This is a genomic window from Pseudomonas sp. TE3895, assembly GCF_056278855.1.
In genome coordinates, this window is sequence record NZ_JBWBQE010000001.1 from 81,160 (window position 1) to 97,871 (window position 16,712).

Here is a 16,712-nt window from a genome sequence, read left to right on the forward strand (position 1 = left end):
CGCGCCTAATTACTCGAACCAGTGGGCTCGGGCGGCCATGATCAACTTGCCGGCACGCTCTTCGTCGATGCCGTCGATGTCGAGCAGATCGTCGATCGACTGCTCGGCCAGGTCTTCGCGGTTAACCACGCCGCGCACCGCCAGTTCAGCCGCCAGGTCTTTGTCCATGCCCTCAAGGGAGAGCAGGTCTTCGGCCGGGTGGGCGTCTGCCAGTTTTTCTTCGGTAGCGATGGCCTTGGTCAACAAACGGTCCTTGGCTCGAGCGCGGAGCTCATTGACGATGTCTTCGTCAAAGCCATCGATGTTGAGCATTTCTTCCAACGGTACGTAGGCAATTTCTTCAAGGCTGGTGAAGCCTTCGTCGACCAGCACTTGGGCCAGCTCCTCGTCGACTTCCAGTTCCTCGATGAAATTGCGCAGGATGTCACCGGTTTCGGCCTGTTGCTTGGCCTGGATGTCCTTCTCGGTCATCACGTTCAGGGTCCAGCCGGTCAACTGACTGGCCAGGCGAACGTTCTGACCACCACGGCCAATGGCCTGGGCCAGGTTGTCCTCGGCGACGGCGATGTCCATGGCATGGGCATCTTCATCAACGATGATCGCCGCGACTTCAGCCGGCGACATGGCGTTGATGACGAACTGCGCCGGGTTATCGTCCCACAGGACGATATCCACACGCTCACCACCCAACTCCCCGGATACGGCCTGGACGCGCGAACCACGCATGCCGATACAGGCACCTTGCGGATCGATACGCTTGTCCTTGGAGCGGACGGCAATCTTGGCTCGCGAACCCGGATCACGGGAAGCAGCCATGACTTCGATGAGGCCCTCGGCAATTTCCGGCACTTCAATGCGGAAAAGCTCGATCAGCATCTGCGGCGCGGTGCGCGACAGAATCAGCTGTGGGCCACGGTTTTCGGTGCGAATTTCCTTGAGCAGCGCACGCAGGCGCACGCCAACACGGAAGGTTTCGCGCGGAATGATGTCTTCGCGAGCCAGCAAGGCCTCGGCGTTGTTGCCCAGGTCAACGATGACGTTGTCGCGGGTAACCTTTTTCACGGTACCGGAGATAATCTCGCCAACGCGCTCACGGTAGGCATCGACCACCTGGGCACGCTCGGCCTCACGGACCTTTTGCACGATGACCTGCTTGGCGGTCTGGGCGGCAATACGACCGAACTCGATGGACTCGATCTTCTCTTCGATCACGTCACCAACCTTGGCTTCAGGGTGGGTGTCCTTGATCTTGTCCAGCCAGGTCTCGATCGCCGGATCATCAAGATCGGCTTCGTCGACCACGGTCCAGCGACGGAAAGTCTCGTAGCTACCGGTGTGGCGGTTGATTTCCACACGTAGGTCGACTTCGTCTTCAAAACGTTTTTTGGTTGCAGTGGCCAGGGCCACTTCCAGCGCTTCGAAAATGACGCCGGGCGGTACACCTTTTTCGTTGGATACCGATTCAACAACCAGCAGTACTTCTTTGCTCATCGTACGCCTCGCCTTGCGCAAGCCATTGGGCCCGGATAGTCCGCCGGGCCCGGCACGTCTCAGTCAAAACTGGGAATAATATTGGCCTTGTCGATCGAGTCGATCGGTAACAGGAACTCCTGGTTGTCCACCTGGACCACCACATCCTGCTCCTCCACACCGCGGAGAAGGCCCTGGAAGTTACGACGACCCTCGAAGGGTGAGCGCAGCTTGATCTTCACTTGTTCGCCGGCATGCGAGGCAAACTGTTCCAGCGTGAACAGTGGGCGATCCATGCCTGGAGAAGACACCTCGAGGGTGTACTCACTGCTGATTGGATCTTCCACATCGAGGATTGCGCTGGCCTGACGGCTGACTGCTTCGCAGTCGTCCACCAGAATACCGCCTTCCTTGTCGATGTAGATGCGCAGTACCGAATGCTTACCCTGGGAAACGTATTCGATCCCCCAGCACTGATAGCCCAGACCCTCGACAACCGGGGCCAACAAGGCCTGCAACTGTTCTAGCTTGCTCGACACCTGAACCCCCTCGTGCATGCTGTGCAAATAAAAAATGGGCGAAGCGCCCATCCCTGAAAGCGCCGTAGGACAACGACGCCGAAACTGTTCGGTTAGCAAAAAGCCCCTGAAAAGGGGCTCCGCTGAAGCTGGTTGCGGGGGCTGGATTTGAACCAACGACCTTCGGGTTATGAGCCCGACGAGCTACCAAGCTGCTCCACCCCGCGACAAAGCTGGGGCAAAAGTATAAGACCGAACCCTGTTGAGGGTCAAATCCAAACATTCACCTACAAGAAAGCCCGCTAAAGCGGGCTCTCAAGCTTTAATTGGTACCGAGAAGGGGACTCGAACCCCTACACCCTATGGGCACAACCACCTCAAGGTTGCGTGTCTACCAATTCCACCACCTCGGCAATACTACTACTTGAAACCCGTTACTTCTGCTCTTGAGCCGGAGGAGGTACATCACCCGTGTTATTGGTGGTTTCGCTCTTCTGCTGTTGGAGCACCGGTACATCATCATTAACTGCCGGTTTTTGCGGCTCTTTCACTTCTAGCACTGCTGGATCTGGAAGACCTGCTTGGCTAAGCTGGTGAGCTTGTTGCTTCGCGAAGTATCCTAACCCAAGTGCTGTCAAAAAGAAAGTGGCAGCGAGTATAGCAGTTAATTTACTTAGGAACGTTGCAGAGCCTTGGCTCCCGAACACGGTATTTGAAGCCCCCGCGCCGAAAGATGCACCTGCTTCAGCACCTTTACCCTGTTGCAACAGAACCAGCACTACAAGCGACAGCGCTGCCAACAGATGAAAAACAACGATGACTGTTTCCAGCATTTGTTCAGTTTCCTGCGGCGCGACAAATTGCACCGAATTCGTCTGCGTTCAGGGAAGCCCCACCAATGAGCCCCCCATCGATATCCGGCATGCCGAACAGTTCGGCCGCATTGGCCGCCTTCACGCTGCCGCCGTATAGCAACTGCACCTTCGCAGCCACTTCAGCATCTTCTGCCGCCAACTGGCCGCGGATGGCGGCGTGCACATCCTGGGCCTGCTGTGGCGTGGCCGTAAGGCCCGTACCGATGGCCCATACAGGCTCATAGGCAATTACTGCATCGGCAAAAGCCTTAACACCGAATGCTTCGATGATACTGCTTAGTTGACGCCCGACAACTTCGAGCGTTTTGCCAGCCTCGCGCTCCTCAAGGGTTTCCCCTATGCAAAGCACTGGCTTCAAGCCTTTGGCCTGGGCCGCTGCAAACTTGCGATTGAGCACTTCGTCGGTTTCACCAATAATCTGGCGACGCTCCGAGTGACCAATCAACACCAACTTGCAACCTGCTTCAACCAGCTGCTCCGCGAGCAACTTCCCCGGTCAGCGCACCCTGTTCGGGTTGTACAGCAGAATTCTGTGCGCCGACAGTAATTTCTTTACCTGCCAGGCCATCAATCACCTGATTGATGAACAAGGCCGGTGGAAATACGGCGACTTCCACTCCGCTCGGCAAGGCGAGATTGCTCAAGCCTTTGGTCAGCTCAGCGACGCTAGCGCGGGTACCGTGCATTTTCCAGTTACCAGCTACCATAGGGCGACGCATGCTTTACCTCGTCGGTCAAAGTGGGCGCAGATCTTACCCAACCAGATCTGCGCTGGCAAGCGCCTTCAGACACAAACTTCGCTGACCAGTTTGGCCAGTGCTTCAGCATGGGCCCGCACCTGGCTTTCGTCTTCGCCCTCAACCATGACCCGCACCAGCGGCTCGGTACCGGACTTGCGCAACAGCACGCGACCACGCCCCGCCAGCGCATCGGTAACCTTTGCACTGGCTTCCTTGACGGCGGGGTGCTCCAGCGGGTCGACCTTGCTGGCGCCAAAGCGCACATTGATCAGCACCTGCGGGCACTTGCGCAGGGCCTGACGGGCCTGGGCCAGGGTTTCACCCCGGCGCTTGAGCGCCATCAGCACCTGCAGCGCGGCAATGATCGCATCGCCGGTTGTGGTGTGGTTGCAGCACACGACGTGACCGGAGTTTTCACCGCCGACCAACCATTCACGCTCCAACAGCTCGGCCATGACGTAACGGTCGCCGACCTTGGCTCGCACAAACGGGATGTCCAGGTCCTTGAGCGCCAGCTCCAGGCCCAGGTTACTCATCAGCGTGCCGACCACCCCGCCTTGCAGCTTGCCATGTTCCTGCAGGTCGCGAGCAATGATGAACAGCAGCTCGTCACCGTCGACGATGGCGCCCGTGTGGTCGACCATCAGCACGCGATCGCCGTCACCGTCAAAGGCAATGCCGAGATCGGCATGCCCGACCAGTACAGCGGCCTGCAGCGATTCGATGTGTGTCGAGCCGCAACCTTCGTTGATGTTCAAGCCGTCCGGTTGCGCATGCAGCACGGTCACGTCGGCACCCAGCTCACGGAATACGCTGGGCGCAACCTTGTAGGTAGCACCATGGGCGCAGTCGACCACCAGCTTGAGGCCGTCGAAGCTGGTGCTGCTCGGCACGCTGCTCTTGCAGAATTCGATGTAGCGGCCGGCGGCATCGTTGATACGCGAAACCTTGCCCAGCTTGCCCGACTCGACAACGGTCATCGGTTGGTCGAGCAGCTCTTCGATCATCAGCTCGACCTCGTCCGGCAGCTTGGTGCCCTGGCCCGAGAAGAACTTGATGCCGTTGTCATCGTGCGGGTTGTGCGAGGCACTGATGACGATACCGGCTTCGGCGTGGAAGGTACGCGTGAGGTAAGCGATGGCCGGTGTCGGCATCGGCCCGAGCAGCATCACATCGGCACCTGCCGCGGACAGGCCGGCTTCGAGTGCGGACTCGAACATGTAGCCGGAGATACGCGTGTCCTTGCCCACCAGCACGCGGCAATGGCCTTGCTTGCGGAAGGCCATGCCGGCCGCCCAGCCAAGCTTCAGCATGAAGTCAGGCGTGATCGGGTATTCGCCGACGCGGCCACGAATGCCGTCGGTACCAAAATACTTTCTGCTCATAGGGACTCCAATGTTCTTATTCGGCGTTTTGCACCGCAGCGATCATGCGTACCACATCAACGGTTTCGGCCACGTCATGTACCCGAAGGATGCTCGCTCCCTTGGTCATGGCCAACGCCGCCAGCGCAAGGCTGCCGTACAAGCGCTCGCCGACCGGACGTTCCAGCGTCAGGCCGATCATGCTCTTTCGTGAAACGCCCACCAGCAGTGGGCGCCCAAGGCGATAGAGCGCTTCCATGTGCTTGAACAGGCTCAGATTGTGCGCCAGTGTCTTGGCGAAACCGAAGCCCGGGTCAAGGATGATTCTGTCAGCATCAATGCCCGCTGCGGCGCAGGCGGCCATCCGCTGTTCAAGATAACGGGTGACGTCGGCGGTCACGTCCTGGTAATGCGGATCGTCCTGCATGTTACCCGGCTCGCCACGCATGTGCATGAGGCACACCGGCAGACCGGTGTCCGCCGCAGCGTCCAGGGCGCCATCGCGCTCCAGGGCCCGCACGTCGTTGATCAGCCCGGCACCCAGGCGGGCTGCTTCACGCATGACAGCAGGCGTGGAGGTATCGACCGAAATGACCACGTCGAGGCGACTGTTGATGGCCTCGACCATTGGCGCCACACGCTCCAGCTCCTCGGTCACCGAGACTGCACGCGCACCCGGGCGCGTGGACTCGCCACCGATGTCGATCAGCGTTGCGCCGGCGGCAACCATCGCTTCGGCGTGGCGCAGGGCCTCGTCGCGCTGACTGAAGCGACCGCCATCGGAGAAGGAATCGGGGGTGATATTGAGAATACCCATGACATGGGTATGCGACAAATCAAGAACCCGGCTGCCGCAAGGCAACCGGGTCGGGTACTGCACTGAGCTCATAGATGCCCTTAGTGTTCAGCCGCTGGGCCGCCGATTGGCGATTCCGGACGCTCATCCTGGGCCGCAGGCGTGCCCGAGTGCTTGTCATCATCCCAATCACGCGGCTCACGTGGTGTGCGCCCAGCCATGATGTCGTCAATCTGATCGGCATCGATGGTCTCGTACTTCATCAGCGCTTCGGTCATCGCCTCGAGCTTGTCGCGGTTGTCGATCAGCAACTGCTTGGCAGTGGCGTAGCACTGATCGATGATGCTGCGCACCTCGGAGTCGATCAATTTGGCAGTCTCGCCGGACACGCTGGCATGCTGGCTACCAGCACTACGGCCGAGGAACACCTCGCCCTCTTCCTCTGCATACATCAGCGGGCCGAGCTTCTCGGACAGGCCCCATTTGGTCACCATGTTACGGGCGATCTGGCTGGCGCGCATGATGTCGTTGGACGCGCCGGTGGTCACGCCATCGAAGCCCAAGGTCATCTCCTCGGCGATACGGCCGCCATACAGCGAGCAGATCTGGCTGATCAGCGCACGCTTGGAGAGGCTGTAGCGGTCTTCTTCCGGCAGGAACATGGTCACACCCAAGGCACGACCACGCGGGATGATCGAAACCTTGTAGACCGGGTCGTGCTCAGGCACCAGGCGACCGACAATGGCGTGGCCAGCCTCGTGATAGGCCGTGTTTCTCTTTTCCTTCTCGGACATGACCATGGTCTTGCGCTCAGCGCCCATCATGATCTTGTCCTTGGCCAGCTCGAACTCTTTCATTTCGACCAGGCGCTTGTTGGAACGCGCGGCAAACAGCGAAGCCTCGTTGACCAGGTTGGCCAGGTCGGCGCCGGAGAAGCCTGGAGTACCCCGCGCGATGACCGCCGGGTTGACGTTCTCGCCGATCGGCACCTTGCGCATGTGCACCTTGAGGATCTGCTCGCGACCACGAATGTCCGGCAGGCCAACCACCACCTGGCGGTCGAAGCGGCCGGGGCGCAGCAGCGCAGGGTCGAGCACATCCGGACGGTTGGTGGCGGCGATGACGATGATGCCATCGTTCATCTCGAAGCCGTCCATCTCCACCAGCAACTGGTTGAGGGTTTGCTCACGCTCGTCGTGACCGCCGCCCATGCCGGCGCCACGATGGCGACCAACGGCGTCGATTTCGTCGATGAAGATGATGCACGGGGCGTGCTTCTTGGCCTGTTCGAACATGTCGCGCACACGGCTGGCACCGACACCCACGAACATTTCCACGAAGTCCGAACCGGAAATGGTGAAGAACGGTACTTTCGCCTCGCCCGCAATGGCCTTGGCCAGCAGGGTCTTACCGGTACCGGGTGGGCCAACCATCAGCACACCGCGCGGGATACGGCCGCCCAGGCGCTGGAACTTGCCCGGATCGCGCAGGAACTCGACCAGCTCGCCAACCTCTTCCTTGGCCTCGTCACAGCCCGCAACGTCAGCCAGCGTGGTCTTGACCTGGTCTTCGGACAGCAGGCGTGCCTTGCTCTTGCCGAAGCTCATCGGCCCGCCCTTGCCGCCCGCGCCCCCTTGCATCTGACGCATGAAGAACATGAACACGGCAATGATCACCAGGATCGGGAAGCTCGCCACCAGCAACTGCGTCCAGATGCTCTGTTGCTCAGGCTGCTTGCCTTCGACGACCACATGGTTGTCGACCAGATCGCCGATCAGGCCATTGTCGGTGATGGCCGGGCGCACAGTCTTGAAGTTGTCGCCATCGGTGCGCTTGCCAGTAATGATGTAGCCATCGACGGTCACACGCTCGACCTTGCCATCCTTGACCTGCTGGATGAAGTCGGAGTAGTTGAGGGTCTGCGGCTCGTTAGGGCTGGAGAAGTTGTTCATCACTGTCACCAGGACAGCTGCGATGATCAACCACAGGATCAGATTCTTTGCCATGTCGTTCAATTAGCTACCCTCTGAGGCCGGCGCACGACGCAGCCGTGCCTCGCATGATATTCATCGCCCTAACTTACTACATTACCTACGCAGCCGCAGGCACCGTCTGTAACCCTTTGTGAAAGCTAGACTACACGAAGTTCGGACGATCCTGACGCAGTGGCCGATTGGAATTAACTATCGACCACCCCGCTTCACACCTTTCATTACCCTTTGAAGCCCCTGCCCAACAGGTATTGCTCGCGGGAACGGTCCCGTGACGACGATGGCTTGCGCATTTGCACCTTGTCGAACTTGCTGCGCACATCCTTCAGGTACACGTCAAAACCTTCGCCCTGGAAAATCTTGATCAGGAAGTCGCCCCCGGGCTTGAGCACGCGGGTCGCCAGATCGAGGGCCAGCTCGCAGAGGAACATGGCACGCGGAATGTCCACCGCGGGCGTACCACTCATATTGGGGGCCATGTCGGAAATCACAAGGTCTACATGCGAATCGCCCACCGCTTCGAGAATGCGCTGCAGCACTTCGTCGTGGGTGAAGTCACCTTGAATGAAGGTCACGTCGGCGATCGAGTCCATTTCCAGAATGTCGGAAGCGATCAGGCGACCCTGGCCACCAATCAGACGACTGGTCACCTGGGACCAGCCACCAGGGGCCGCGCCGAGGTCGATCACGCTCATGCCTGGGCGGATAAGGCGGTCCTTCTCCTGGATCTCCAGCAGTTTGTAGCTCGCACGCGAGCGATACCCATCCTTCTGCGCCTGCTTCACAAAAGGGTCGTTGAAATGCTCTCGCAGCCAGTTTGCGCTGCTTTTGGAACGTTGTACCACGGGGCACCTCGATGATATGCGTCGTGATTGACTGGGCGGAGCCGGTGGCCCTCGGGTAAAATGCCGGTCAATTTTACAGAATCAGACGGAAAGGGTCAGATTATGCCGCTCAATAACGAGCAGAAGAAGCAATACAAGTCCATTGGTCATGACCTGAAGCCGGTCCTGATCGTTGCTGGCAACGGTTTGAATGAAGGCGTGATCGCCGAACTGGAGCGCGCTCTGGTCGACCATGAGCTGATCAAGGTCGAAATTCGCTCGGAAGACCGCGAGGAACGCGCCGAGACCATCGCCGAGCTGTGCAAGGCCGGCCGTGCCGAGCTGGTGCAGACCATCGGCAAGAAAGCCCTGATCTACCGCAAGAACCCACAGCCGAACAAACAGCTGTCCAACATCCACCGTTACAAGTAACGGTGGCTCCGATCAGTGGCGCGGTGAACGCGCCCTGACCGGTACCGGCTGGGCCACCAGCACGATGCCGGAAAAGCCCAGCACCAGGAAGCAGAACATCTGCCAGCGCTCGCCCACGGAAATACCGTAGCGCAAGGTGTAATACCCCACGCAGGCACCAAAGCCGAGCAACAGCATCTGGCCGCGGAACTGCCGCCACCAGGCCGCCAGGCCGTCCACCCTCGCCAGCACTGCCAGCTGAGTCAACAAGCCAAGCAACGCCACGCCGATCAACCAGCGGTCGATCTGCCCGGCGATATCCTGCACCAGCAGCGGGGCCAGGCCACTGACCTTGAGCGCAGGCACCAGCCCTACATGGAACACCCACAGGCCACCGACCCAGAAAACCTGGGCCAGTTGCCAGAGGATCCCCTCAAGGGACGGCGCCCGCAGGCGTCGGTCAGATGTGCTTGACTTCGACAATCTCGTACTCGACCGTGCCACTAGGCGTCTTGACGACGACAGTATCACCTTCTTCCTTGCCGATGATGGCACGGGCAATGGGTGCACCGCTCGACAGCTTGCCCTGCTTCACGTCAGCTTCATCCTCACCAACGATCTGGTAGGTCACCTCTTCATCGGTTTCGGTGTTGGCCAGTACCACGGTGGTACCGAAAATCACCTTGCCGGTGTGAGGGATGGTGGTCACATCGATGACCACCGAATTCTGCAGACGGCCTTCGATATCACGGATACGCGCTTCGACCATGCCCTGCTCCTCACGGGCGGCATGGTATTCGGCGTTTTCCTTGAGGTCACCCAGCTCACGCGCTTCACCAATGGCCTGACTCAGGCGCGGACGCTCAGTCTTGCTCAGGAACAGGTGCTCTTCTTCCAGGGCGCGAGCGCCCTGGACGGTCATCGGGTATTTGGTAATGCTCATGCTTTCAGTCCTGCATGCAGATCCTGCAAGCGACGAACGGTCTTTTCCGGACCGAATTTCAGCGCTTCGCAGATGGCTTCACCAGCCGCAATGGTAGTGGTGCAGTAAATCTTGTGCTGCAGCGCATTGCGACGAATCGAGTAGGAGTCGGCGATCGACTGGCGACCTTCGGTGGTATTGATGATCAGCGACACTTCGTCGTTCTTGATCATGTCGACCACATGAGGGCGACCTTCGGTCACTTTGTTCACACGGCGCACTTTCAGGCCAGCCGCCTCGATAACCTTGGCGGTGCCGGCAGTGGCAACCACTTCGAAGCCCAGGGCGATCAGGTCGCGGGCAACGCCAGCCACTTGCGGCTTGTCGTCGTCGCGCACGCTGATGAACGCAGTACCGCCCGTCGGCAGCACTTCGCTGGCACCCATCTGGGCTTTGGCGAAGGCTTCACCGAAGCTGTCACCGACACCCATGACTTCACCGGTCGATTTCATCTCAGGGCCGAGGATCGGGTCAACCCCTGGGAACTTGGCGAACGGGAAGACGGCTTCCTTCACGCTGTAGAAGTTCGGGATGATTTCCTGGGTGAAGCCCAGCTCTTTCAGGGTTTTACCCGCCATGACACGGGCCGCGATCATCGCCAGGGACGTGCCGATGCACTTGGACACGAACGGTACGGTACGCGAGGCACGCGGGTTGACTTCGATCACGTAGATCTTGTCGCCCTGCAGGGCCAGCTGCACGTTCATCAGGCCGACCACGCCCAGCTCCAGCGCCATTTTCTTGACCTGAACGCGGACTTCGTCCTGCACTTCCTTGCTCAGCGAGTAAGGTGGCAGCGAGCACGCCGAGTCGCCGGAGTGTACGCCGGCCTGCTCGATGTGCTGCATGATCGCGCCGATGACCACGTCGGTGCCGTCGCACACCGCATCCACGTCCATCTCGATGGCGCAGTTGAGGAAGTGGTCGAGCAGTACCGGGCTGTCGTTCGACACTTGTACCGCTTCACGCAGGTAGCGCTTGAGCTCGTCCAGCTCGTAGACGATCTCCATGGCACGGCCGCCCAGTACGTAGGACGGACGCACGACCAGCGGATAGCCGATGCTGCCCGCAGCACGGATAGCCTCTTCTTCGCTGCGCACGGTGGCGTTTGGCGGCTGCAGCAGGTTCAGGCGCTGAACCATCTGCTGGAAGCGCTCACGGTCTTCGGCGCGGTCGATGGCGTCAGGGCTGGTACCGATGATCGGCACGCCAGCTTCTTCCAGAGCGCGGGCCAGCTTCAGCGGGGTCTGGCCGCCGTAGTGAACGATCACGCCCTTCGGCTTCTCGACGCGGCAGACTTCCAGCACGTCTTCCAGGGTCAGCGGCTCGAAGTACAGGCGGTCGGAAGTGTCGTAGTCGGTGGAGACGGTTTCCGGGTTGCAGTTGACCATGATGGTCTCGTAACCGTCGTCACGCAGCGCCAGGGCGGCGTGTACGCAGCAGTAGTCGAACTCGATACCTTGGCCGATACGGTTCGGGCCGCCACCCAGGATCATGATCTTGTCGCGGGTCGACGGGTTGGCCTCGCACTCTTCCTCGTAGGTGGAGTACAGGTAGGCGGTGTCGGTGGCGAACTCGGCGGCGCAGGTGTCGACGCGCTTGTACACCGGGAACACTTCCAGCTTGTGGCGGTGGCGACGCAGGTTCTTGTCGGTGATGCCCAGCAGTACTGCCAGACGCTGGTCCGAGAAGCCCTTGCGCTTGAGGCGCAGCATGTAGTCCTTGTCGATTGCCGACAGGGCCAGGGTCTTGACCTTCTCTTCTTCCTTGATCAGGTCTTCCATCTGCACCAGGAACCACATGTCGATGCCGGTCAGATTGAAGATTTCTTCGCAGGTCATGCCCGAACGCATGGCGTCAGCCACGTACCAGATACGCTCGGCACCCGGCACGGTCAGTTCACGCTTGAGGATGCTGGCGGCTTCCGGGCTGGCCAGGTCGACTTTCGGGTCGAGGCCGCAGGCGCCGACTTCCAGGCCGCGCAGGGCTTTCTGCAGGGATTCCTGGAAAGTACGGCCGATGGCCATGACTTCACCCACGGATTTCATCTGGGTGGTCAGGCGGGCGTCGGCTTTCGGGAATTTCTCGAAGGCGAAGCGTGGCAGCTTGGTGACGACGTAGTCGATCGACGGCTCGAAGGACGCAGGGGTGCGACCGCCAGTGATGTCGTTCTGCAGCTCGTCGAGGGTGTAACCAATGGCCAGCTTGGCGGCGATCTTGGCGATCGGGAAGCCGGTGGCCTTGGAGGCCAGGGCGGACGAACGCGATACGCGCGGGTTCATCTCGATGACGACCATGCGGCCGGTGTTCGGGCAAATGCCGAACTGGACGTTGGAACCGCCGGTTTCCACACCGATTTCACGCAGCACCGCCAGCGAGGCGTTGCGCATGATCTGGTATTCCTTGTCGGTCAGGGTCTGTGCCGGGGCAACAGTGATCGAGTCACCGGTGTGCACACCCATCGGGTCGAAGTTCTCGATCGAGCAGACGATGATGCAGTTGTCCTTCTTGTCGCGGACCACCTCCATCTCGTATTCCTTCCAGCCGATCAGCGATTCGTCGATCAGCAGCTCTTTGGTCGGCGACAGGTCCAGACCACGGGTGCAGATTTCTTCGAACTCTTCACGGTTGTAAGCGATACCGCCGCCGGTGCCGCCCATGGTGAACGACGGGCGAATGATGCATGGGAAGCCGAGCTTCTCGAGGACCGCATTGGCCTCTTCCATGCTGTGGGCGATACCGGAGCGCGGGCACTCCAGGCCGATGTCTTTCATGGCCTTGTCGAAGCGCGAACGGTCTTCGGCCTTGTCGATGGTGTCAGCGTTGGCACCGATCATCTCTACGCCGAACTTCTCCAGAACGCCGTGGCGCTCCAGGTCCAGGGCGCAGTTCAGGGCGGTCTGGCCACCCATGGTCGGCAGGACGGCATCCGGGCGCTCTTTCTCGATGATCTTGGCCACCGATTGCCACTTGATCGGCTCGATGTAGGTGGCGTCGGCCATGGCCGGGTCGGTCATGATGGTGGCTGGGTTGGAGTTCACCAGGATGACGCGGAAACCTTCCTCGCGCAGGGCCTTACAGGCCTGGGCGCCGGAGTAGTCGAATTCGCAGGCCTGGCCGATCACGATCGGGCCAGCGCCGAGAATCAGGATGCTTTTGATGTCTGTACGTTTTGGCATGGTGGTCACTCAAATCCGGGGTCAGTCGGCAAGCCGCTTTGAACAATCTGGGTCAGGCGCTGCCGGGCGCGGCAGGTGCCGGCCCGGGGCCTTGAAGCAGGATGCTCAGCGGCGCTTGGCCATGGCATCGGTGAAACGATCGAACAGAGGCGCGACATCGGTCGGGCCCGGGCTCGCTTCAGGGTGGCCCTGGAAGCTGAACGCGCTCTTGTCGGTACGCTCGATACCCTGCAGGGTGCCGTCGAACAGCGACTTGTGAATGGCGCGAACGTTACCCGGCAGGGTCGCCTCGTCAACGGCGAAGCCGTGGTTCTGGCTGGTGATCATGACCACACCGGTATCCAGGTCCTGGACCGGGTGGTTGGCACCGTGGTGGCCGTGGCCCATTTTCACGGTCTTGGCGCCGGAAGCCAGGGCCAGCAGCTGGTGGCCGAGGCAGATGCCGAATACCGGAATCTCGGTTTCGAGGATTTCCTTGATCGCCTGGATCGCGTAGTCGCACGGCTCAGGGTCACCCGGGCCGTTGGACAGGAACACGCCGTCCGGGTTGAGTGCCAGCACTTCGCTGGCCGGGGTCTGGGCTGGCACCACGGTCACGCGGCAGCCGCGGGCCACCAGCATGCGCAGGATGTTCAGCTTGACGCCATAGTCGAAGGCAACCACGTGGTACGGCAGGTCGGCAGCGTCGATGGTCGGGTGGCTGTCGGTTTTCAGCTCCCACACACTGGAGCGCCACTCGTAACGTTCCTTGGTGGAGACGACCTTGGCCAGGTCCATGCCCTTCAGGCCCGGGAAGCCGCGGGCAGCGGCGATGGCCGCTTCTTCGCTGATGTTGTCACCTGCCAGAATGCAGCCGTTCTGGGCGCCCTTTTCACGCAGGATACGGGTCAGGCGACGGGTGTCGATGCCGGCGATGGCGACGACGTTGTTGGCCTTGAGGTACTCAGGCAGCGACTGGGTGTTACGCCAGTTGCTGGCCAGCAGCGGCAGGTCACGGATGACCAGGCCAGCGGACCAGACACGGTTCGACTCGGCGTCTTCCGGGGTAGTACCGGTGTTGCCGATGTGCGGGTAGGTCAGGGTAACGATTTGCTGCGCGTAGGAAGGGTCTGTAAGGATTTCCTGGTAGCCGGTCATAGCGGTGTTGAATACCACCTCACCAACGGTCTGACCGTCGGCACCGATGGCTTCACCGCGGAAAATACTGCCGTCGGCAAGGGCGAGTATGGCTGGCTTTGTCAAGAAGACCTCCCGTAAATCAAGCATGAAAGGGCGATCGCAGGTTGCAAAAAAGCGGAGTGACGTATGGACACGTCACCCCGCTTTCATGTGCTGAATTCAATTCGCTGCGCGCTTTTAGTGGACACACTAAAGCTGTAGCTTACAGAAAAGTGTGTTTTCGGTCTACCGTGGATGTGTCTCTAAAACACATGATTGCGACAGACTGACATCGGCAGTGGCTTCTTCGCGAGCTTGCCCGCGAAGAAGCCACTGCCGATAGAACGGCTTAACGCAGTTCAAGCACATCCTGCATGTCGTACAGCCCAGGCTCGCGCCCATCCAGCCACAGCGCCGCACGTACGGCACCCTTGGCGAAGGTCATGCGGCTGGAGGCCTTGTGGGTGATTTCCAGGCGCTCGCCTTCAGCAGCGAACAACACGGTGTGATCGCCCACCACATCGCCGGCACGCACGGTAGCGAAACCGATGGTCTTGCGATCGCGCGCACCGGTCTGCCCTTCACGACCATACACGGCCACTTCCTGCAGATCACGGCCCAGCGCATTGGCAACCACTTCACCCATGCGCAGTGCAGTACCCGACGGCGCATCGACCTTGTGCCGGTGGTGCGCCTCGATGATTTCGATATCGACATCATCGCCCAGCACCCGCGCAGCCATATCCAGCAGCTTGAGGCTAAGGTTGACACCCACGCTGAAGTTGGCGGCGAACACGATTGGAATGTCCTTGCCAGCTTCGGCCAACAGCTGCTTCTCTTCGACTGTAAAACCGGTCGTGCCGATGATCATCGCCTTGCCATGCTTGCGGCAGAACGCCAGGTTTTTCAGGGTCACCGAGGGGTGAGTGAAATCGATCAGCACATCGAACTCGTCGGCAACCTTGGCCAGGTCGTCGGACAACAGCACGCCAATTCGGCCAAGTGCCGCCAGCTCTCCGGCATCAGCCCCGACCAACGAGCTGTCTGGGCGATCGATCGCCGCAGTCAGCCCCGCGCCCGGGGTTTGTTGCACGGCTTCGATGAGGGTTTTGCCCATCCGCCCCGCCGCGCCCATCACTGCAATACGTCGCATAACCTGTTCCTTGTCAGAGATCGCCGAAGAAGCGCTTCACACCATCGAACCAGCCGCTGGCCTTGGGCGAGTGGGAACTGTCGCCTTCCAGCGAATCACGCAGCTCTTCGAGCAGCTCACGCTGACGGCGACTGAGATTGACCGGGGTTTCTACGGCCACACGGCACAGCAGGTCACCCGCACCACCACCACGCACCGGGGCAACACCCTTGCCACGCAGACGGAACTGCTTACCAGTCTGGGTGCCTTCCGGAATCTTCAGCTTCACGCGACCATCCAGGGTCGGCACTTCCAGCTCGCCGCCCAGGGCAGCATCGGTGTAGCTGATCGGCACTTCACAGTACAAATGCTTGCCATCACGCTGGAAAATCTCGTGCTCACGCACGCTGATCACCACGTACAGGTCGCCAGTCGGGCCACCATGAGTACCGGCCTCGCCCTCACCCGACAGACGGATGCGGTCGCCGGTATCGACACCTGCCGGCACCTTGACCGACAGCGTCTTGTATTCCTCGACACGCCCTTCACCGTGGCACGAAGTGCACGGGTCGGTAATGATCTTGCCTTGGCCATGGCAGCGCGGGCAGGTTTGCTGCACCGAGAAGAAGCCTTGCTGCATGCGCACCTGGCCGATGCCGCCGCAGGTCGGGCAGGTCGACGGGGTCGAGCCCTTCTTGGCACCGGAACCGTCGCAAGGCTGGCAGTTGACCAGGGTAGGCACGCGGATGCTGACCGTGGTGCCACGCACCGCTTCTTCCAGGTTCAGCTCCAGGGTGTAGCGCAGGTCGCTGCCGCGCTGGGCACCGCCTCGACCACCACCGCGGCCGCCGCCGAAGAAGTCGCTGAACACATCGCCGAAGATGTCGGAGAAATTGGCACCACCAAAGCCTGCACCACCGCCACCCATGCTTGGGTCGACACCCGCATGGCCATACTGGTCGAAGGCCGCACGCTTGCTCGCGTCTGACAGCACTTCGTAGGCCTCGTTGGCCTCCTTGAACTTGTCTTCCGATTCTTTATCACCCGGGTTGCGGTCCGGGTGGTACTTCATCGCCAAACGGCGGTAAGCCTTCTTGAGGTCCGCTTCAGTGGCGCCGCGCTCGACACCCAGGACCTCATAATAATCACGCTTGGACATAGGTCATTTGCACCTTGTTGGGCGTGTGGCATCTGCGCCACGCCATCAGCACCCGCGTGCGACCCCCCAAGAGCCGCTGACAGATGCTGTAAAAATTCTCGAATTCCAGATAC

14 protein-coding genes, 2 tRNA genes and 1 pseudogene are annotated in these 16,712 nt (G+C 60.4%); 1 reads left to right on the plus strand and 16 read right to left on the minus strand.

The window, feature by feature from the left end:
- Positions 1–9: 9 nt before the first annotated feature.
- From nusA to rlmE, 10 genes and pseudogenes are all read right to left on the minus strand, one after another.
- On the minus strand, positions 10–1,491 hold the full coding sequence (nusA, locus tag ACZ889_RS00365; RefSeq protein WP_003249963.1) for a transcription termination factor NusA: 1,482 nt from the start codon (positions 1,489–1,491) through the stop codon (positions 10–12).
- A 59-nt stretch (positions 1,492–1,550) separates the two neighbouring features.
- Positions 1,551–2,009 (minus strand): ribosome maturation factor RimP, encoded by a 459-nt coding sequence (gene rimP, locus ACZ889_RS00370; RefSeq protein ID WP_003249960.1) that lies wholly within the window; start codon positions 2,007–2,009, stop codon positions 1,551–1,553.
- Positions 2,010–2,138: 129 nt separating this feature from the next.
- Positions 2,139–2,215: transfer RNA gene (locus ACZ889_RS00375), tRNA-Met, on the minus strand.
- Positions 2,216–2,315: 100 nt separating this feature from the next.
- Positions 2,316–2,401, minus strand: a tRNA-Leu gene (locus ACZ889_RS00380).
- Between the two features lie 21 nt (positions 2,402–2,422).
- Positions 2,423–2,821, minus strand: a complete 399-nt coding sequence (secG, locus tag ACZ889_RS00385; protein WP_020193781.1) for a preprotein translocase subunit SecG — start codon at positions 2,819–2,821, stop codon at positions 2,423–2,425.
- A gap of 4 nt (positions 2,822–2,825) precedes the next feature.
- Positions 2,826–3,582 (minus strand): annotated as a pseudogene (gene tpiA, locus ACZ889_RS00390) (triose-phosphate isomerase).
- 65 nt (positions 3,583–3,647) lie between these two features.
- Positions 3,648–4,988, minus strand: coding sequence for a phosphoglucosamine mutase (gene glmM, locus ACZ889_RS00395; protein WP_239606833.1), 1,341 nt, complete (start codon positions 4,986–4,988; stop codon positions 3,648–3,650).
- Positions 4,989–5,004: 16 nt separating this feature from the next.
- Positions 5,005–5,856, minus strand: coding sequence for a dihydropteroate synthase (folP, locus tag ACZ889_RS00400; protein WP_003249952.1), 852 nt, complete (start codon positions 5,854–5,856; stop codon positions 5,005–5,007).
- Between the two features lie 8 nt (positions 5,857–5,864).
- Complete coding sequence (gene ftsH / locus ACZ889_RS00405) at positions 5,865–7,769, minus strand: ATP-dependent zinc metalloprotease FtsH (RefSeq protein ID WP_003249950.1); 1,905 nt, start codon at positions 7,767–7,769, stop codon at positions 5,865–5,867.
- Between the two features lie 206 nt (positions 7,770–7,975).
- Complete coding sequence (rlmE, locus tag ACZ889_RS00410; protein WP_003249947.1) at positions 7,976–8,599, minus strand: 23S rRNA (uridine(2552)-2'-O)-methyltransferase RlmE; 624 nt, start codon at positions 8,597–8,599, stop codon at positions 7,976–7,978.
- 102 nt (positions 8,600–8,701) lie between these two features.
- Here rlmE and yhbY point away from each other — a divergent pair, with 102 nt between their 5' ends.
- The gene (gene yhbY, locus ACZ889_RS00415) at positions 8,702–9,010 is read left to right on the plus strand and encodes a ribosome assembly RNA-binding protein YhbY (protein WP_003249945.1); all 309 of its coding nucleotides are present in this window, start codon (positions 8,702–8,704) and stop codon (positions 9,008–9,010) included.
- A gap of 12 nt (positions 9,011–9,022) precedes the next feature.
- Here the strand turns inward: yhbY and ACZ889_RS00420 are convergent, their stop codons facing one another.
- The 6 genes from ACZ889_RS00420 to dnaJ all read right to left on the minus strand — a co-directional run bounded on the left by ACZ889_RS00420 (position 9,023) and on the right by dnaJ (position 16,599).
- Positions 9,023–9,472: a hypothetical protein gene (locus ACZ889_RS00420; protein WP_012053750.1), complete on the minus strand. Its 450-nt coding sequence runs from the start codon at positions 9,470–9,472 to the stop codon at positions 9,023–9,025.
- On the minus strand, positions 9,450–9,926 hold the full coding sequence (greA, locus tag ACZ889_RS00425; RefSeq protein ID WP_024717413.1) for a transcription elongation factor GreA: 477 nt from the start codon (positions 9,924–9,926) through the stop codon (positions 9,450–9,452). Before greA ends, ACZ889_RS00420 begins: the two co-directional genes overlap by 23 nt.
- A gap of 2 nt (positions 9,927–9,928) precedes the next feature.
- Positions 9,929–13,150, minus strand: coding sequence for a carbamoyl-phosphate synthase large subunit (gene carB / locus ACZ889_RS00430; RefSeq protein WP_003249937.1), 3,222 nt, complete (start codon positions 13,148–13,150; stop codon positions 9,929–9,931).
- Between the two features lie 105 nt (positions 13,151–13,255).
- Positions 13,256–14,392 (minus strand): glutamine-hydrolyzing carbamoyl-phosphate synthase small subunit, encoded by a 1,137-nt coding sequence (carA, locus tag ACZ889_RS00435; RefSeq protein WP_003249935.1) that lies wholly within the window; start codon positions 14,390–14,392, stop codon positions 13,256–13,258.
- Between the two features lie 265 nt (positions 14,393–14,657).
- Positions 14,658–15,461 (minus strand): 4-hydroxy-tetrahydrodipicolinate reductase, encoded by an 804-nt coding sequence (dapB, locus tag ACZ889_RS00440; RefSeq protein WP_003249933.1) that lies wholly within the window; start codon positions 15,459–15,461, stop codon positions 14,658–14,660.
- A 13-nt stretch (positions 15,462–15,474) separates the two neighbouring features.
- Positions 15,475–16,599 carry a molecular chaperone DnaJ gene (gene dnaJ, locus ACZ889_RS00445; RefSeq protein ID WP_003249931.1) on the minus strand — a complete coding sequence of 375 codons (1,125 nt, stop codon included), beginning with the start codon at positions 16,597–16,599 and terminating at the stop codon, positions 15,475–15,477.
- Positions 16,600–16,712 lie beyond the last annotated feature (113 nt).